Source organism: Rhodoferax fermentans, assembly GCF_002017865.1.
Classification (GTDB): domain Bacteria; phylum Pseudomonadota; class Gammaproteobacteria; order Burkholderiales; family Burkholderiaceae_C; genus Rhodoferax; species Rhodoferax fermentans.
The window spans coordinates 2,921,806-2,939,856 of the sequence record NZ_MTJN01000002.1 but is presented as its reverse complement, the minus strand read 5'-3'; the positions used below and the strand labels follow the sequence as shown (position 1 = coordinate 2,939,856).

Here is an 18,051-nt window from a genome sequence, read left to right as displayed (position 1 = left end):
GCCCGTTTTTCAATCCGTTACAGAGGAAAGCCCTGGCCCGCAGGCTGGGGCCTGGATTTCACGATAGCATCCCACCATGTCCAGCACACCCACCTACCAGTTTCACGTCCAGGTCAAGCCACGTTACCTGCCCGAACAGTCCGACCCTGAGCAGGGGCTGTACTTTTTTGCCTACAGCATCGCGGTGCGCAACACCGGCACAGTGGCCGCGCAGCTGATCTCGCGCACCTGGAATGTGAACGACGCCGATGGTCACCACGAAAAGGTCAAAGGCCTGGGGGTGGTCGGCCGCCAACCGCTGCTGCAGCCCGGTGAGGCTTTTGAATACACCAGTGGCACCCGCCTGAACACACCCACCGGCACCATGCACGGCAGCTTTTTTTGTGTGGCCGAGGATGGTGAAAAGTTTGAGGTGGACGTGCCGATGTTTGTGCTCGATGCCCTGAGTGCGGGTGGTGACAGCCGCACCTTGCACTGACCACCCATGAAACGCCCGATTGACCTGCCCGAACTGCTGGCGCAACTCGACCCGAACGTTCCCCTGGTCCAACGCCACCTGTGGCTGATCCGCCTGGCAGAATGGCTGCGGGGTGACGCCAGCTCGGTGGCCACCACCCACGCCAGACTGGCGCTGCTGCTCGATGCGCTGCAACAGCGCCAGGGCACGCGGACGCTGCTGCAACAGTGGTGGCAGACCCTGCTCGAGACGGTCGACGCCACCGCCTTGCTGGCCGACCACGGCTTTGCCACCCGCAGCGCTTTTGCCAGCGAACTGGCCGAGCGCCTGCGCCTGAAGTTGCTGCCGGGCACCCCCGAGACCAATGACGCCTCGACCCTGTTTGCACTGGTGCTGCACCACCCCTTTGATGCCGAGTGGATCAGCAGCCTGGATGCCCATCTGCTGGCGCGCCTGGCCGATCTGTTGCAAACCGGGCCCGAGCCGGCCCCCAAACGCACGGCCTGGCAACACCCGCTGTTTGCCAACCCGGAGCCCGGTAGCCCGGCACCCACGGCTTGGCAAGCCACCCTGATGGAGGCGCTGCATTTTTGCACCGGGCAAATCCGCGCCACCGGTTTTTCGCCCGAGCTGCGCCTGCGCATGAGTGCGCTGGCGCGCCAGTCTGGCCCGTTCCACGCCCTGGCCGCCGACCTGGAGGCACTGGAAGTCACCTGGCGCCAGAACCCGCAGCAGGCCACGGCCAACTGCCAGCAGGCCCTGCAACATTTCCAGAAACAGCTCGATGAATGCCGCCATGCGGCGGCCTCGGTCTACACCCATCTGGATGCCCACGGCATCTCGGTCAACCTGGTGTTCCAGCTGCGCCAGCTGCGCGAACGTGCGCTACGCATCCGCGCCCTGCTGGACTGCCTGTTTTCAGCCACACCCCAACAACACACGGCCCAGCTGCTGGGGCATCTGGTCAGTGTGGGGCAAGACCGCCTGAGTGTGCGCGCGCTGATTGCCGCCAACTCCTCGATGCTGGCGTCCAAGGTGGCCGAACGCAGCTCGGAAACCGGGGAACACTACATCACGCGCACCCGCGCCGAATACACCCAAATGCTGCGTGACGCGGCCGGTGGCGGTGCGGTGATGTCGATCACCACGATGATGAAGTTTGTGGTGCTCTCCATGGGGCTCTCGGCCTTCTGGGGTGGCTTTTTTGCGGGTATGAACTACGCCCTGAGTTTTGTGCTGATCCAGCTGATGCATTGGACGGTGGCCACCAAACAACCCGCCATGACGGCACCTGCCATGGCCGCCAAACTCAAGGACCTGGGCCACCCCGGTGCCATTGATCGATTTATTGACGAGGTGGCGCATTTGATGCGCTCACAGGTCGCCGCCATTGTGGGCAATCTGGCCATGGTGACACCTTATGTGCTGCTGATCAGCACCGTGTTGTGGCTCACCCTGGGCCGACCGATGATCGATGCGGCCACCGCCCAACATGTCTTGCACGACCTGACCCTGCTGGGCCCAACCGCGCTGTTTGCGGCGGGTACCGGGGTGCTGCTGTTTGCGTCGAGCATCATCGCGGGCTGGACCGAGAACTGGTTTGTGCTGCAAAGGCTGGACTCGGCCCTGCGTTACAACCCCCGCATCACGTCGGTGCTGGGTGTGGCCCGCGCCGACCGCTGGGCCAGTTTCATGCGCAACAACATCTCGGGCCTGACCGCCAACATCTCGTTGGGGCTGATGCTGGGCCTGGTGCCGGCCTTTGCTGGCTTTGTTGGTCTGGGCCTGGAGGTGCGCCACGTGACCCTGTCCACCGGGCAGTTGGCCGCTGCGGCCTCCAGCCTGGGCGCGGACATTTTCTACATGCCCGCTTTTTGGTGGTGCCTGGCGGCAGTGGCCTGTACCGGTGTGCTCAATGTGGCGGTGAGTTTTTACCTGGCCTTTTTGCTGGCCTTGCGGGCACACAACGTCAGCGGTGTGCAACGCAGCGCCATTTACGCGGCCCTGCGCCACAGATTGCGCCACCAGCTGCGCAGTTTTTTCCTGCCCGTGCCCGAGCCAGTGGCCAGCACGCCATCCGAGCCCACGACGCCTGCAGCCGCGTCGCCCGGGCATGCTGCGCCCCAAATATCCGGACAGGACTCCGCCCATGGGTGAGTTCGACCTGATTGCACGTTATTTCAAGCGCCCGGTGCGCCAGGCTGTGCTCGGTGTCGGTGACGACTGCGCCCTGCTGCAACCGCGCCCCGGCACCCAGATGGCGATATCGAGTGACATGCTGGTGTCAGGCCGCCACTTTTTTGCCGATGTCGACCCGCGCACCCTGGGCCACAAATCCCTGGCGGTGAACCTGAGCGACCTGGCCGCCTGCGGCGCCCGCCCCCTGGCATTCACCCTGGCGTTGTCTTTGCCCGAGGTCAACGAGCCCTGGCTGGCCGCGTTTGCCGAAGGCCTGTTGGCGCTGGCCGAGACCCACGGCTGCGAGCTGGTTGGCGGCGACACCACCGCCGGGCCGCTCAACATCTGCATCACCGTGTTTGGTGAGGTGCCAGTGGTCAACGGACGCTCGCAGGCGCTGCTGCGCTCAGGTGCCCAGCCCGGTGACGACATTTATGTGAGCGGCAACCTGGGTGACGCGCGGCTGGCGCTCAATACCTTGCTGGGCCAGATTGACCTGCCACCCGAGCTGCTGGCGTCATGCCGCCAACGGCTGGAAACGCCCACACCCCGGGTGGCGCTGGGCCAGGCGCTGCGTGGTGTGGCCACCGCTGCCATCGATGTCAGCGACGGCCTGCTTGGTGACCTGGGCCATATCCTGGAAAACTCTGGTGTTGGCGCATGTATCGAGGCCGACACCGCCATCAAATTGGTAGCTGCCTACCCTTATAACAAAGGGGCTACAGGCCAATTTGATCTCAAACTATCGACAGAACAATGGCGCAGCTTGGCGCTGGCAGGCGGCGACGATTACGAGCTGTTGTTCACCGCCCCTGCCTCCCAACGCGCGGCCGTGGCCCAAGCCGGACAAGCCAGCCAGACGCCGGTGACCCGCATTGGCCAGATCCGTGCAGAGCCGGGTTTGCTGCTGGTGGACAGCCAAGGCCAGACCCTGCCCAACCACTACGCCTCGTTTGACCACTTTGCCTGAGCGGCCAACCGGCCTCAGTCAGTTCACCACCGCCCACACCAGCGCCAGCCCGGCGGCCCACAAGTCCAGCGATGGGCCGTCTTCCCCCAACACTAGGCGGCCACTCTGATTGGCTTTGGCCTCGCGTGCGGCCTGCTGGCGGTCGCGCTCCAGCATCACCAGCGCATCGGCCAGCTGCGGCAGTTGGATACCGCCTTGCGCCCGGGCCGCTGATTCATACCCGACCAGCGCCCGCTCTACCGCCTGCGGGTCCAGCAGCGACAACGCACTTCGGCAATACGGGCAGGCGTGGTCGTTGCGCAGGTCCACCGGCGCGCCGCAGTTACTGCAGTTGATCACCTTCAGGCGCTGCGCCATGTCATTGATTTCAGCGGTGCTGAGTTGCCGCACAAAACCTTTTTCGATCATGAACGCTGCAAAGCTGCTGAAGCGGCCATGCCGCTGTGGGCAGCGGTGGGTGATGTAGCGGCCACTTTTGACCACATCAAACCCCTGCACCAGGGCGCGGCGACAGTGCGGGCAACTCAGCTGATGTGGCAGCGCCTTGGCGCCTTCATGGCGGTGCGCGTGCAACAGCTTGAACAGATCCACCACCGCAGCCGGGCTGAGTTTGAGGTTCTCCTGCGGGTCAAACCAGAGGCCACGGCAGGCAAAACACAGGTCCAGCTCCAGCTGACCACCGGCCAGACTGGCCAAAGTGTGGGTGTGCATCGGGTCGTGGCATGAAGGGCAGGCGCGCGAAATGGGCATGGTGCAGGGCAAATGCTGTGGCAAACACGCCATCCTAATCGCTCGCAGGGGCCTGATCGCGTCTTCTTTGCCAAATCATCCTGCAGCCCTTGTATTAACTGGGCAAACAGCTACGAAAAAAATAGCATGTCATTCTCAGTACCGTGACATTGGGCTGGCGGAACAACGCCTCACAGCAGGACGTTATTGGCGACCCGGCCTGCCATTCGGACACCTCGCCGCCCATCACCCCACGGCCCAGCTTGAGGGTCAAGCTGGTCTGAACACCAGCACAGTCGTTTGGCGGTAGGTTTCACCGGGCAGAAGCCAGCTATTGGCTTCCGGCCACTCGGGATGATTGGGGCAATCCGGCAAAAACTCGGTCTCCAGCGCCAATCCTTGTTGCGCCGAATAGGTTCCTCCGTCTCGTGCCGAAATCCCGGCCAGGTAATTGCCGCTGTAGAACTGCACAGCGGGCTTGGTGGTCAGCAGGTCCATGGCCAGCTGTCCATCGCCTGACACAAGCGTCGCGGCCACCGCTTTCAAGCCCCGGCAGGATGGATTGAGCTGGAACGCATGGTCGTAACCGAGCGCGGTCTTCTGTTGCGCATCAACGAGGAAATCGGTACCGATCTTTTTGGGCACATTGAAATCGAAGCCCGTGCCAGCCACCGGTGCCAGCTGGCCCAGAGGAATCGAATCCTTGTCGATTGGCAGGTACTCGTGCGCGGCAATCGTCAACACGTGTTGGCGAACATCGGTGGCCGCGCCATCCAGATTGAAGTAGGCGTGATTGGTCAAGTTAACCGGGCAAGGTGCATCCACGGTGGCGGTGTAGACCATGCTCACGCGCAGCCCGTCTTCCAGCCGGTAACACACCGTGGCCGCCAGATTACCGGGGTAGCCTTGGTCGCCATCGGGCGAGTCGATGCCAAGCAGCACGTGCTCCGCACTTTGTTCGAGGATGTTCCAGCGACGACGGTCAAACCCGTCCGGCCCGCCATGCAGCTGGTGAACACCCTGGTTGGGGGTCAGCTTAAACACGCGGCCATCACGCTCGATTCTGGCGTTGCCAATCCGGTTGGCGAAGCGGCCGACGGTCGCGCCCAGGTAGCCTTGCGCAGAGAAGTAGTCTGCCAGCGTGGCATGGCCAAGCAGCGTCTCGCGCTCCACGCCTGCCACCGGCATCCGGCAGGAAACCCAGGTTGCGCCCCAGTCGATCAAGTCCAATTTGAGCCCCGAGGCGTGTGACAGTTGGATCAATTTGAGCGGCTGCCCGTCCGGGCAAAGGATGTCGGCGTTTGTCATGGGTTGACCTCGATCACAGGGGTGTTGCTTGGGACGAGGGGAAGTATGGCACGGGTTGGGTGCATTCAAATGCCGTTGACCTGTGCCGTTTGGGCGGCCAGCTTATTCGACTTAGCCCCTTTTTTCTGGCAACCGGTGGCCGTGGTTGCCCAGGCGTTGCGCCAGATTACTGCCGAGGGTTGAAAAAATGGCTGTTGTTTTAATTCGAGTCTGGACCCGTTTTCGTTCAGCTTGCAGGCTGCGTCTTCATACCGGCGAATAGGGCCGGGGCCCATTTAAATGCGCGCTCAAAGCGGTCAGATTGATAGCTTGCATTTTGATAGCTAATAGCCGCCATATCACTTGGGGTAGCGGCCGGTTTCTCATACACCTCATCAACCCCCGGCAATCGGTGGCCAGAAGGCCTGAGTTTAATTTGAGCCTGGCCCATTTTTCTGTTGTTGTTGAATGCATCCAATACAGTCATTGACGCTTCTAACTCGAGGCTTGGGATACCATGTGAGACACGAATTCTGGTGCATAAAGTCGAGCAATATCCAAGACCAGCACCTAAAAAAAAATTCTACTCAAGGAGCCCAGATGTACCTTAAGACCATTCTTTGCCTTGCAAACTCACGTAAACCACCGTCTGGCAGATGCATCGCCGGGAAGGAATTCGAGGGCAACAAGGTAGGCAAGTGGCTTCGACCTGTCAGCGCAAGACCTAGTCATGAGGTTTCTGAAGAAGAGCGACGTTATGAAAACGGTATCAAAGCGCAGCTCCTTGATATCGTGTCTGTGCCGTTGATTCAGGTCGCCCCGTTTGATCATCAGGTTGAAAACCACGTTTTGGATGACAAGTTTTATTGGACGAAGACTGGTACTGCCAATTGGAATCAAGTTGTTTCCTGTGTGGATGCGTTTGATCCGGCCTTCTGGGCCAATTCGCAATGCACCCAGCACGGACAGAATGACAAGGTTGCCGAGGCGAATGTGGTGAGGGCAGGAGGTTCGCTGAAGTTGATTTCAGTTTCTGACTTGGAGGTCGTGGTTCAAGTTGAAGACGGTTTTCAAGGGAACCAAGCAAGACGACGCGTGCGTGCCCGATTTACGTTGAATCACACGCCCTATTTCATGTCGATTACAGATCCTGAAATTGAGCAGGCGTATTTGGTGAGAGGCGATGGAAAGTACCCTATCGGAGTAGCAGCGCTTTGCGTGAGCTTGGTCGAAATATGGAACGGCTTTGCATTTCGCGTAGTTGCTTCGCTTATTACCCCGCAAAGATGTGCACAAATAAATGGTCATTGAGATATACACGGTCGGACATTCGACCCAATCATTTGAGAAATTCCTCAGCTTGCTTCAGAAGCAGGGAGTGACTGCCATTGCCGATGTTCGGTCTGCTCCATACAGTCGGTTCAACCCGCAGTTCAATCGGGAAGAACTCCGCAATGCGTTGAAAGTGCACGGAATACGGTACGCTTTTCTTGGCAAGGAATTGGGTGCAAGGAGTGATGATGAGTGCTGTTACGTTGACGGCAAGGTTCAATTTAAATTGCTAGCCCGGACACCTCTCTTTCAATCTGGTCTCACTCGTGTTATCGAGGGTGCGGCGACTCACAAAATCGCACTAATGTGCGCTGAGAAAGATCCACTAGATTGCCATCGGACAATCCTCGTTGCCCGAGAACTTGTAAGTCGCGGCGCAAATGTCACTCACATTCTTCAGGATGGTTCAACCGAAGCGCATCGGGACGCAATCGCCAGATTGATTGTAAAAATGGGGTTAGGCGAAGCCGACATGTTTCGTTCAGAAGAGCTCACCGTCGATGATGCCTATGAAAAACAAGCTGAGCGGATTGCTTACGATCGAAAAGCAAATCGCGGAACGCCAACAAAGAGCGCTGAAATCGCGTACAACGAAGAGGACGAACAGTGAAAATCTATACGATTGGGTTCACTAAAACCTCAGCGGAGGGCTTCTTCACGCGATTAATGAAGTCGGGAGCCACAAAGCTGGTTGATGTTCGTCTCAACAATATTTCTCAGCTCGCTGGTTTTGCGAAAAGGGACGATTTACGATATTTCACCAAGCAGATCTGCGGCCTGGGCTATGAGCATGTATCTAAATTGGCGCCGACTCAGGATATCTTGGATGAGTACAAGAAGAATGGCGGTGCGTGGGACATCTACGAGAATAAATTTCTTGATCTGATGGCCAAACGTCGCATTGAGGATATTGATCGGCAGCAACTTGATGGCGGCTGTCTGCTCTGCAGCGAGGATAAGCCTCACCACTGCCATCGGCGACTTGTTGCCGAATATCTTCGCAACAAATGGTCAGATGTTGAAATTGTTCATTTGTGACGTTTTGACAAATTGGTTTCGGGCAACGGTCGGCAATTGTGTAACCGAGACAAGGCGCCATGCACTCATCACAGTGGGAAATTTCTTGTCCCTTGGGCCACTTTCAAAGGCATCAAGTTCAGCCAGTGCAGTGCCATTGGGGCCATACCCCTCTTCTTCTTTTCATCAGTGTTTCTGGCCTGTAGCCAATGTAGTACCTAGGCAGGTTGCTATATCATACATAGCACACCACATCCGATGCCATGGTATCGGATCGACAACACCACCCCTCACAGCAAGAAGTTCTTGGCAGCCCCAGCCAGCAACTCCGTCCCACCGCCCGTCTCATCCTTGAGGTCCACCCCGGACAACTGGCGATGGCGCGCCTGCGTCAGCAGATACACCAGCTTGTGAGCCGCCTCGGCATAACCCAGACCAGCCGGGCGCACGTTGGAGATGCAGTTGCGGTTGGCGTCGGTCAGGCCGACGCGTGGCGCCCAGGTCAGGTACAGACCCAGGCTGTCGGGTGAACTCAGGCCCGGGCGTTCACCAATCAGCACCAGCACGGCTTGCGCCCCCAGCAGCTCACCCACCTCGTCGCCAATTGCGACGCGGCCCTGCTCGACGAGACACACCGGGGCGATGGTCAGCTGCTGGGGCACAAGGCGCTCAAACAACTGGGTCAGAAAAGGCGCAGCGTTCTGGCTGATGGCCAGCGCCGACAAACCATCCACCACCACCACCGCGAGGTCATAGGGGCGCTCGGCGGGTGACACGGATGCCGGTCGTGGCAAGGCGCTCAGGCGCTCGCGCGAGGCCACATCCAGCCTGCGTCCCAGGTCGGGGCGTTGCAAATAAACGCTGCGATCACCGGCGGCGCTGTGCAGCGCAAGGCACGGTGCGGGCAGATCAGGCAGCGCGGCATCCAGCGTCTGCGCCAGCGTGCTCACATCGAGCGCCAAATGCACCGCGTCACGGGCCTGGGCGTGGGCCAGTTGAAAGTCTAGGTGGGCGGCCGTGGGCAGGCTGACACCGGCGCGCCCGAGCGCAATACGCGCATCGGTGAACTGGCGCAGTGCGGCCCAGGGGTTGGCCGTGACAGGTGGTTTCGGATCGTCCATCGTCAGGTCGCTTCAGTTCAGGCGCAGCAACGCCTTCTGGAACGCAGCAGGCAGGGTCGCGTTGAGCCGAAACTGCTCATCTGCGCTGAAGATCTGCATCTTCTGCAACCAGGCCTCGAACTCGGGCGCGGGTTGGAGACCGAGCACCCGGCGCACATAGAGCGCGTCGTGGAACGAGGTGGTCTGGTAATTGAGCATGATGTCGTCCGAGCCGGGAATGCCCATGACAAAGTTGCAGCCGGCCACACCCAGCAAGGTCAGTAACACGTCCATGTCGTTCTGGTCAGCCTCGGCGTGGTTGGTGTAACAGACGTCACAACCCATCGGCAGGCCCAGCAGCTTGGCGCAGAAGTGGTCTTCGAGCCCGGCGCGCATGATCTGTTTGCCGTCAAACAAATACTCCGGCCCGATGAAGCCGACCACGGTGTTGACCAAGAGCGGCTTGAAGTGCCGCGCCACCGCATAGGCACGCGCCTCGCAGGTTTGCTGGTCCAGACCATGGTGGGCGTTGGCCGACAGGGCACTGCCCTGGCCGGTCTCGAAATACATCACGTTGTCACCGACCGTACCGCGATTCAGCGACAAGGCGGCGCTGCGCGCCTCGGCCAACACATCCAGGTTCACACCAAAACTGCGGTTGGTGGCCTCGGTGCCACCAATCGACTGAAACACCAGGTCCACCGGCGCACCCCGGCGGATCGCCTCGATGGTGTTGGTCACGTGGGTGAGCACGCAGGACTGGGTCGGAATCTGGTACTGCGCAATGATGTCGCTCATCATCGTCACCAGCTTGATGACTTGCGGCACATTGTCGGTGGCCGGGTTGATGCCAATCACCGCGTCGCCGCTGCCGTACAGCAGACCGTCAAGCAGGCTCGCGGCGATGCCGGTGGCGTCGTCGGTCGGGTGATTCGGTTGCAAACGCGTGGCCATGCGACCGGGCAGGCCGATGGTGTTGCGGAATTGGGTGACCACACGGCATTTTTTGGCGACCAGGATCAGGTCCTGGTTGCGCATGATCTTGGAAACGGACGCCGCCATTTCGGGGGTGATGCCTGGCGCCAGCGCCGAAAGCACCGCACTGTCGACCTCGTCACCCAGCAGCCAGTTGCGAAAGTCACCCACCGTCAGGTGGCTGACGGGGGCAAAGGCCTGGGCATCGTGGCTGTCAATGATCAGGCGCGTGATCTCGTCGGCTTCATATGGCACCAGAACGTCGGTCAAGAAAGCCTTGAGCGGAACATCGGCCAGGACCATTTGGGCCACGACCCGCTCCTGCGCACTGCTGGCGGCCACACCGGCCAGCAGGTCGCCCGAGCGTGCTGGTGTGGCCTTGGCCATCAGGTCCTTCAAATCGCGAAAGCGGTAGGTTTTGGCTCCGACGATGTGGTTGTACTGATGGTTTGGCACGGTCACAAGCTCAGGTTGGATCTGCGGCCAGGTTGTTCAGGGCGATGGCCTTGCTGCGGTGGTGGCTGGTCATCAGGAAATAGCCGTAACCGATGGCCAAAAAGCCCAGAAAAAGACCAAAAATCAAGGGGTTGTAATAAATCATTGTAGCCATGCACACCCCGGCACCCAGCAACGCAAACGCCGGGAAATACGGGTAAAACGGTGCCTTGAACGGGCGAACCATGTCAGGTGCGCTGCGGCGCAGTTGGAACAGGCTCAGCATGCTGATGATGTACATCAGGATCGCGCCAAACACCGACATGGTGACGATGTTGGCGGTCAAAGTGTTGCCACCAATCTTGATCAACTCGTCGCTGTAGATGGCGGCAATCCCGATCACACCGCCAGCCAGGATGGCGCGGTGTGGTGTCTTGAAGCGCGGGTGCAACTTGGCAAAAAACGGTGGCAAATAGCCTTCACGCGACAAAGCATAAATCTGGCGTGAATACCCCAGAATGATGCCGTGGAACGAGGCCACCAGACCAAACAGGCCGAGCCACACCAGCATGTGCAACCAGCCACTGTTTTCACCCACAATCATCTTCATGGCCTGCGGCAGTGGGTCGTTGATATTGGAGAGTTTGGTCCAGTCACCGGCACCACCGGCAAACACCATCACACCAATGGCCAGCACCACCAGGGTCAGGATGCCCGCGATGTAGGCGATGGGGATCGAGCGCTTGGGGTCTTTGGCTTCTTCTGCGGCCATGGCCACCCCTTCAATCGCCAGGAAGAACCAGATGGCAAACGGGATCGCGGCAAACATGCCGGGAATGGCCGCCAGGCTGAAGCCGTCCTGCCCGGACCAGCCTCCCTTGGTGAAGTTGGCCATCGAGAAGCCCGGCGACACCACGCCCATGAACACCAGCAGCTCAAAAATGGCGAGCAGGGTCACCGCCAGCTCAAAGGTGGCGGCAATCTGCACCCCGATGATGTTGAGCGTCATGAACACCACATACGCCCCGAGCGCGGCGAGCTTGGGGTCCAGCGCCGGGAACTGCACATTCAGGTAGGCCCCAATCGCCAGTGAAATGGCCGGTGGCGCAAACACAAACTCGATCAGCGTGGCGGCACCGGCCAGGTAACCACCCACCGGGCCAAAAGCGCGTTTGCTGTAGGCAAACGGCCCACCAGCGTGGGGGATCGAGGTGGTCAGCTCGGTGAAACTGAAGATGAAGGTGGCGTACATCGCCGCGATGAACAGCGAGGTCACGGTGAAGCCCAGCGTGCCGGCCGAGGCCCAGCCAAAGCTCCAGCCGAAGTACTCGCCAGAGATCACCAGGCCCACGGCGATGCCCCAGAGTTGCAGGGTGCTGAGCACCGGTTTGAGCACATGGGTGCCACTGTGGTGAGACGGGTCCAACGGATTCATTTTTGGGGTACTCCTATCAGGTTCAAAGTGCTTGCAGGAAGAAGACGGGTTTGGGCATGGGGTTTGCTTGTGGTGATCTTTATCCAGACCCGCTTTTTGGCGTTATCGAAATTCGGCAAAGTTGCCTTGATGCACTTCACACGTCTTGCCAGCAGCGGTGCGCCGGGATGCCCCCCAACCATCCGACTCATGAGGACGCACACACCATGGTTTCAGCCTCTTCCTGTGTAAGCACCAGCCCCCTGGCCGCTGATGCGCCAATTGCGGGCAAAACGCACCAGATTCGCACCATCCAGGCTTTTGATGCCGACGAACACGCCCACAACCTGACCGACTGGGAACAAAGTTACGACCAGATCACGCCGGGCCACTTTCATGGCTGCCTGACCGAGCTGCAACTGCCCCAGATGCAGGTGTTTCGTGAGGACACCAGCCAGGCGGTGCACCAGTCCTGCTGTGTCTGGCCCGACACCTTCTGGTTTGGCCTGCCGGTGCAGACGGGTCAGACCCGCATCAATGGCCGACTGGTCGGTCCACATAGCATCATGGTGCGCCCGGGCCACTGCGAGTTTGAGTTACAGACGCCGTCTGACTATGTCATCTACGGCATCGTCATGCGCCAGGACAACTTGCAGCATGCCGCCGAGCGGGGTGGCTGCTTGATCGACTGGGCCAAGCTGGCCCAGGCCGAAGTGATGCAGGTGGCGCCCCACCCTCACCAGCGCCTGCTGCAAAGGCTGGCCGGGCTGCTGCAGCAGAACGGCCCCTACACGGACCCGGCCTGGCGCCAGCAGCTTCTGCTCAACGCGCTGCTGGCACTGCTGGACACCAGCAAGGTGGACCCCGCCGTCAGCAACAGCTTTCAGCGCCGCCAGCGCATCGTGGCCAAGGCGCGCGATCTGGTGCTGTCGCAACACGACGAGACGCTGACGGTGCCAGAGCTGTGTGAGCGCCTGTTTGTCAGCCGCCGCACCTTGCAATACTGCTTTGAGGATGTGTTGGGCATGAGCCCGATGCAGTACCTGCGCCTGGTCCGCCTCAACACCGCACGCCGCAGGCTGCGGCAAAGCAATACCCAGCCCGTCAGCGTGCAAGATGTGGCGACCGATCTGGGCTTCTGGCACGTCAGCCAGTTCTCCTGCGATTACCGCAAACTGTTTGGGCAGACACCCTCGCAGTCCCGGCAAATGCATTGACCGACACACCCGCCTGCGTGATGGCCGGGGGCCAAACACACGCGGGATAATCGCGTGATGCAGATCACCCCGGATGACACCCAGGACACGCCCTGGCGCGACCACACCGCGCCGCGTGCACCCGTGGCCCCCAGCGCACGTTTCATGATGGCGCACCCGGCCCATGTGCTGGCGCTCGGTTTTGGCTCGGGGTTAAGCCCCAAGGCGCCCGGCACCGCGGGCACCTTGTGGGCCTGGCTCAGTTTTGCGCTGCTGCACAACCGCCTGACCGATCCCCAATGGGGTCTGCTGATTGGCCTGGGGACTCTGGTGGGCTGGTGGGCCTGCAGCGTGACCGCCCGCAACATGCGGGTGCTGGACCCTGGCAGCATCGTCTGGGACGAGGTGGTCGCCTTCTGGCTGGTGCTGTGGCTGGCCAGCCCGATGGGCTGGTGGGCGCAGGTGGCGGCGTTTGCCCTGTTCCGGTTTTTTGATGCGGTCAAACCCGGCCCGGTGGCCTGGGCCGACCAGCTGTTTCATGACGTGGACCCGGCCACCGACCCGGGCGCCTGGCGCAAAGCCGGCTGGGGCATCATGCTCGACGATCTGGTGGCGGCCTGTTGTACGCTGCTGGTGATTGCTTTGTGGCGGGTGTGGTATGTCTGACTTACTCTCAAATCAAGAGCTATCTGCCCAGCATGTATGCGGACTGGTGTCCAATTTCTTATCTCAAAAGCAATGGATGCTGGCCACCGCCGAGAGCTGTACCGGTGGTTTGATTGCCGCTGCCTGCACCGACCTGGCGGGCTCCAGCCTGTGGTTTGAGCGTGGTTTTGTGACCTACTCCAACGCGGCCAAAACCGAGTTGCTGGGAGTGCCTGCCGAGCTGATTGAACAACATGGCGCCGTGAGTGAACCCGTAGCGCGCGCCATGGCCAGTGGTGCGCTGGCCCATGCACACGCCCAAGTGGCGGTGGCCGTGACCGGTGTGGCCGGGCCCAGTGGTGGCAGTGCCGACAAACCGGTCGGCACCGTGTGGTTTGGCTGGGCCACACCCACCGGGCTGTTCAGCGATTGCCAACACTTTGCAGGTGACCGCGCCGCCGTGCGTGCCGCCACGGTGCAGCATGCGCTGACCCGGCTGCTGGCGCTGCTGACATAAAGCCCCCTCGACCTCACACTTTTTGTTGTTGGAAACCTGCCATGACACCCCTCCAAACCCTGAGCCTGTGGACCCTGATAACAACCTCAGCCCTCTGCCCCACCTGGGCCGCTGGCCCCGGCCCGGCGGCGACCAACCTGTTGACCGGTGAGGTGCTGGAGGTGAAAGACGTGGAGAGTTACACCTACCTGCGCCTCAAGACCCAGGACGGTGAAACCTGGGCGGCCGTGGGCAAAGCCGCTGTCAAAACCGGCAGCCAGGTGCGCATCGAAAACCCGATGGTGATGGCCAACTTTGAGAGCAAGGCGCTGCACAAAACCTTCAAGACCATCGTGTTTGGCAACCTGGTCCAGATCCCCAGCATCATGCACATGGCGCCCGCGCCCACCGTGAATCTGAGCCCGATCAAGGTGGCCAAAGCCAGCGGCGCCAATACCTACACCGTGGCCGAGCTGATCAGCCAGGCCAACAGCCTCAAGGACAAAGCGGTCACCCTGCGTGGCCAGGTGGTCAAGTTCAACCCCGAGATCATGGGCAAGAACTGGATTCACCTGCAGGACGGCAGTGGCAGCGCGGCCGCCCAGACCCACGACCTGCTGGTCACCAGCCGCGCCACGGCCCAGGTCGGTGATGTGGTCACGGTCTCGGGCACGGTGCGCACCAACAAGGACTTTGCTGCGGGTTACAGCTACAAGGTGATGCTGGAAGACGCGCTGCTGGTCAAGCCTTGATTGCTATATTATCAGCAGCTATCAGCCCTCAATATACAAGGGCTACATGCTGATTTCATTGAAAACACCTGGGCATCTCGGCCCCCTCTTCCCATGGACTTTGTAAGCGGTTTTGCCACCGGTCTGGCGCTGATTGTGGCCATCGGTTCCCAGAATGCCTATGTGCTGCGCTGCGGCATCCGGCGCCAGCATGTGCTGGCCCTGGTGCTGTTTTGTGCGCTCTCAGACGCGCTGCTGATCGTTGCCGGCATTGGCGGCGCCGGGGTGTTAATTCGCGGCAACACCCTGCTGATGGATGGGGCGCGGTATGGCGGCGCGTTGTTTCTGGCCAGTTATGGCGCGCTGGCCGCGCGGCGCAGCTGGTTGGGCAGCCAGATGCACCTGGACAACGCCGCGCCAGTGACCCTGGCCACCGCGCTGCTGGCCTGTTTTGGTTTCACCTTTTTGAACCCACATGTCTACCTGGACACGGTGGTGTTACTCGGTGCGATTGCCAACCAGCGGCCCGACCCGGGGCGCTGGTGGTTTGGCGCCGGGGCCATCAGCGCCAGCTTTTGCTGGTTTTCCGCGCTGGGTTTTGGCGCGCGTTACCTGGCGCCACTGTTCCAGACCACCCTGGCCTGGCGTGTACTCGACGGCCTGATTGCGCTGGTGATGGGGACGCTGGCGCTGACGCTGCTGCTTGGGTAAGGCTCAGGCGGCCTGCACGTCGACCAGACAGTCGTAAAAGGTTGGCGCGTTGCCCAGATCGGTGAGCGCTTGGCTGGTGAGCTGGTTGACGTTGTGGCCATCGAGCCCGAACTTGCGCCACCAGACACCCAGGCCCACCACCACACCGGGGCGTGCACGGTCGTTCAGACTCAGGCGGCAGCGGTGTTCACCGCGCGGGTTGAACACCCGCACCAGCGCACCGTCTTGCAGCTGGCGTGCTGCGGCATCTGCCGGGTGCATTTCCAGCAGCGGCTCCCCTTCACTTTGGCGCAGGCTGCCCACGTTGACAAAGCTGGAGTTCAGGAAGTTGCGCGCTGGCGGCGAGATCATCGCCAGCGGGTAGGTCTGAGAACTGCCCGCTGACTCGTGGTTGGGCACATGGTCAGGCAGACCGTCCAGGCCCAAATCGGCCAGGCGCTGGCTGAAAAATTCACATTGGCCCGACGGTGTGGGAAAACCACCCTGGGCAAAGGGAGCCTCAGGGCCAGGCAGCGTGGCAAAACCCTGGTCCAGCAAAGTGTTGAAGTCCACTTTGTCGCCATAGGCTTGGCGGCACAGGTCCTCGTCGCTGTCACTGAAACAGGGCTCGGCGAAACCCATACGGCGGCTGAGTTCGCGAAAGATCTGGGTGTTGGGCCAGGCCTGGCCCACCGGCGCAATTGCCGGGCGATTGAGCAGTGCGTCGGTGTGGCCGTAGGCGGAATGCACGTCCCAGTGTTCGAGCTGGGTGGTGGCGGGCAAGACATAGTCGGCGTAGTCGGCGGTGTCGGTCTGGAAATGCTCCAGCACCACGGTGAACAGATCCTCACGCGCAAAACCGGCCACGACCTTGGCCGAATCGGGTGCAATCGCCACCGGGTTGCTGTTGTAGACGATCAGCGCCTCCACCGCCGGGCCGAATTCGGGGCTGGTGGGGCGCAATAAATCGTTGCCGATGGTCGCCATGTTGATGGTGCGTGAGGCGCGCCCGGCGCGCAGGTCAGGCCGCTCCAGCGCCGCGCGTTGCACCGGGAAAGCGCCCGAGTTGCTCAGCAACACACCCCCAGCGCGGTGGCGCCAGGCACCAATCAGCGCCGGCAACAGGGCAATCAGGCGCACCGCGTTGCCACCACCATGCACCCGCTGCAGGCCGTAGTTCATACGGATGGCGGCGGCCTGGTTGCTGTTGGCAAACGCACCATAGTCCCGCGCCAGCGATTCGATCTGCGAAGCATCGATGCCACATACCGCAGCGGCGCGCTCAGGCGGCCACTGCAGGGCGCGCTCACGCATCTGTTCCCAGCCCAGGGTGTAACGCGCCAGGTAGTTGTGGTCGAGCCAGTCATGAACAATCAACTGCTGCATGATGGCTAGCGCCAAAGCCCCGTCGGTTCCGGGCAAGAGGGCAATATGCTCATGGCATTTGTCGGCGGTTTCACTTTTGCGCGGGTCAATGCAAATGAGCTTGGCGCCATCGCGTTTGGCCTGGCTGGCATAGCGCCAGAAATGCAAGTTGCTGGTGATCGAGTTGCTGCCCCAGATCAGGATCAGTTTGGACTCGGCAAAAAACTCGACCCGCATGCCGACCTTGCCACCCAGCGTGTGCACCAGCCCAACACCACCGGCGGCGGCGCAGATGGTGCGCTCCAACTGGGACGCGCCGAGTTTGTTGAAAAAACGCCCGGCGATGCTCTCGCCCTGCACCAGACCCATGGTGCCCGCGTAGCTGTAGGGCAGGATGGCCTGCGGGTCACGCGCGGCAATGACGTTGAGGCGCGCCGCGATGTCGTCCAGCGCTTCATCCCAGCTCACCGGCGCAAACTGGCCCGAGCCTTTGGGACCGGTCCGCTTCATCGGCTGCAGCAGCCGATCCGGGTGGTAGGTGCGTTCGGTGTAACGCGACACCTTGGTGCACAGGCTGCCGCCGGTGTGCGGGTGCGCCGGGTTGCCCTGGACCTTGATCGCCACACCATTTTCCACCGTGGTCAGCAGGGAACAGGTGTCGGGGCAATCGTGGGGGCAGGCGCCTCTGACTTGGAAGGAATGGGGGGCGGTGGTGCTGTGGGGCATGGCAGGCTTCTGAATGGCGAAATGGGTGAAAGAGCATATCCGGCTTTGGAAAGCCTCTTCCGAAAAAGCGGCTTCCATCCAGCGCCTGCTGCGGTGGGTAGCATGGAGGCAGACCGGGCCGGGCGCCTCATACTGGGGTACCAGAAATCGGCGCCCAGCCCGGTCCACCTCCATGCTGCAAACGTTGGTGGTGTGCAAAAGGTTGCAAGACCATACTGGAGGCAACACGGGCGCGATACGGACTTTGTGGTTGTCTGTATTTCCAGCTCGGCGCTCACAAGCCGCCGTTCAAGCCGGGGTGGGTATGG

The 18,051-nt window shown here is 61.1% G+C and carries 18 protein-coding genes; 11 read left to right on the top strand and 7 right to left on the bottom strand.

Annotated features, from left to right (window positions below; genetic code table 11):
• Nucleotides 1–76: 76 nt before the first annotated feature.
• The 3 genes from apaG to thiL are packed head-to-tail and all read left to right on the top strand — an operon-like array spanning nucleotide 77 to nucleotide 3,605.
• Nucleotides 77–478 (top strand): Co2+/Mg2+ efflux protein ApaG, encoded by a 402-nt coding sequence (gene apaG / locus RF819_RS13740; RefSeq protein ID WP_078365504.1) that lies wholly within the window; start codon nucleotides 77–79, stop codon nucleotides 476–478.
• A gap of 6 nt (nucleotides 479–484) precedes the next feature.
• Complete coding sequence (locus tag RF819_RS13735) at nucleotides 485–2,614, top strand: site-specific recombinase (protein ID WP_078365503.1); 2,130 nt, start codon at nucleotides 485–487, stop codon at nucleotides 2,612–2,614.
• Nucleotides 2,607–3,605, top strand: a complete 999-nt coding sequence (gene thiL / locus RF819_RS13730; protein ID WP_078365502.1) for a thiamine-phosphate kinase — start codon at nucleotides 2,607–2,609, stop codon at nucleotides 3,603–3,605. The genes RF819_RS13735 and thiL overlap by 8 nt, the downstream gene beginning before the upstream one ends.
• Before the next feature lie 18 nt (nucleotides 3,606–3,623).
• Here the strand turns inward: thiL and RF819_RS13725 are convergent, their stop codons facing one another.
• The 3 genes from RF819_RS13725 to RF819_RS21085 all read right to left on the bottom strand — a co-directional run bounded on the left by RF819_RS13725 (nucleotide 3,624) and on the right by RF819_RS21085 (nucleotide 6,108).
• A complete protein-coding gene (locus tag RF819_RS13725) occupies nucleotides 3,624–4,355 on the bottom strand; it encodes a zf-TFIIB domain-containing protein (protein ID WP_078365501.1) in 732 nt (243 codons plus the stop codon).
• A gap of 249 nt (nucleotides 4,356–4,604) precedes the next feature.
• Entirely contained in the window at nucleotides 4,605–5,642 is a 1,038-nt protein-coding gene (galM, locus tag RF819_RS13720) for a galactose-1-epimerase (protein ID WP_078365500.1), read from the bottom strand.
• Between the two features lie 226 nt (nucleotides 5,643–5,868).
• On the bottom strand, nucleotides 5,869–6,108 hold the full coding sequence (locus RF819_RS21085) for a hypothetical protein (protein WP_143541710.1): 240 nt from the start codon (nucleotides 6,106–6,108) through the stop codon (nucleotides 5,869–5,871).
• A 113-nt stretch (nucleotides 6,109–6,221) separates the two neighbouring features.
• Here RF819_RS21085 and RF819_RS13710 point away from each other — a divergent pair, with 113 nt between their 5' ends.
• From RF819_RS13710 to RF819_RS13700, 3 genes are read left to right on the top strand one after another with little or no spacing between them, the layout of a single operon-like run.
• The gene (locus tag RF819_RS13710; RefSeq protein ID WP_143541709.1) at nucleotides 6,222–6,932 is read left to right on the top strand and encodes a dual OB domain-containing protein; all 711 of its coding nucleotides are present in this window, start codon (nucleotides 6,222–6,224) and stop codon (nucleotides 6,930–6,932) included.
• Entirely contained in the window at nucleotides 6,922–7,563 is a 642-nt protein-coding gene (locus RF819_RS13705; protein WP_078365497.1) for a DUF488 domain-containing protein, read from the top strand. The genes RF819_RS13710 and RF819_RS13705 overlap by 11 nt, the downstream gene beginning before the upstream one ends.
• Nucleotides 7,560–7,991: a DUF488 domain-containing protein gene (locus tag RF819_RS13700; protein ID WP_078365496.1), complete on the top strand. Its 432-nt coding sequence runs from the start codon at nucleotides 7,560–7,562 to the stop codon at nucleotides 7,989–7,991. Before RF819_RS13705 ends, RF819_RS13700 begins: the two co-directional genes overlap by 4 nt.
• A gap of 269 nt (nucleotides 7,992–8,260) precedes the next feature.
• Here RF819_RS13700 and eutC read toward each other — a convergent pair whose 3' ends face one another.
• The 3 genes from eutC to eat are packed head-to-tail and all read right to left on the bottom strand — an operon-like array spanning nucleotide 8,261 to nucleotide 11,915.
• Nucleotides 8,261–9,091, bottom strand: a complete 831-nt coding sequence (gene eutC / locus RF819_RS13695; RefSeq protein WP_078365495.1) for an ethanolamine ammonia-lyase subunit EutC — start codon at nucleotides 9,089–9,091, stop codon at nucleotides 8,261–8,263.
• A 12-nt stretch (nucleotides 9,092–9,103) separates the two neighbouring features.
• Nucleotides 9,104–10,501 carry an ethanolamine ammonia-lyase subunit EutB gene (locus RF819_RS13690; protein ID WP_078365494.1) on the bottom strand — a complete coding sequence of 466 codons (1,398 nt, stop codon included), beginning with the start codon at nucleotides 10,499–10,501 and terminating at the stop codon, nucleotides 9,104–9,106.
• Between the two features lie 10 nt (nucleotides 10,502–10,511).
• Nucleotides 10,512–11,915 (bottom strand): ethanolamine permease, encoded by a 1,404-nt coding sequence (gene eat, locus RF819_RS13685; RefSeq protein WP_078365493.1) that lies wholly within the window; start codon nucleotides 11,913–11,915, stop codon nucleotides 10,512–10,514.
• A 206-nt stretch (nucleotides 11,916–12,121) separates the two neighbouring features.
• On the opposite strand from eat, the gene RF819_RS13680 reads away from it, so the two are divergent.
• From RF819_RS13680 to RF819_RS13660, 5 genes are all read left to right on the top strand, one after another.
• Nucleotides 12,122–13,111: a helix-turn-helix domain-containing protein gene (locus tag RF819_RS13680; RefSeq protein ID WP_078366952.1), complete on the top strand. Its 990-nt coding sequence runs from the start codon at nucleotides 12,122–12,124 to the stop codon at nucleotides 13,109–13,111.
• Between the two features lie 57 nt (nucleotides 13,112–13,168).
• Complete coding sequence (locus RF819_RS13675; protein WP_078365492.1) at nucleotides 13,169–13,756, top strand: phosphatidylglycerophosphatase A family protein; 588 nt, start codon at nucleotides 13,169–13,171, stop codon at nucleotides 13,754–13,756.
• A complete protein-coding gene (locus tag RF819_RS13670) occupies nucleotides 13,749–14,252 on the top strand; it encodes a CinA family protein (protein ID WP_078365491.1) in 504 nt (167 codons plus the stop codon). Before RF819_RS13675 ends, RF819_RS13670 begins: the two co-directional genes overlap by 8 nt.
• Nucleotides 14,253–14,293: 41 nt before the next feature.
• Nucleotides 14,294–14,983, top strand: a complete 690-nt coding sequence (locus tag RF819_RS13665; RefSeq protein ID WP_200223961.1) for a nucleotide-binding protein — start codon at nucleotides 14,294–14,296, stop codon at nucleotides 14,981–14,983.
• 93 nt (nucleotides 14,984–15,076) lie between these two features.
• The gene (locus RF819_RS13660) at nucleotides 15,077–15,673 is read left to right on the top strand and encodes a LysE/ArgO family amino acid transporter (RefSeq protein ID WP_078365490.1); all 597 of its coding nucleotides are present in this window, start codon (nucleotides 15,077–15,079) and stop codon (nucleotides 15,671–15,673) included.
• Between the two features lie 3 nt (nucleotides 15,674–15,676).
• On the opposite strand, the gene RF819_RS13655 is transcribed toward RF819_RS13660, so the two are convergent.
• On the bottom strand, nucleotides 15,677–17,743 hold the full coding sequence (locus RF819_RS13655; protein WP_078366950.1) for a molybdopterin-containing oxidoreductase family protein: 2,067 nt from the start codon (nucleotides 17,741–17,743) through the stop codon (nucleotides 15,677–15,679).
• Nucleotides 17,744–18,051 lie beyond the last annotated feature (308 nt).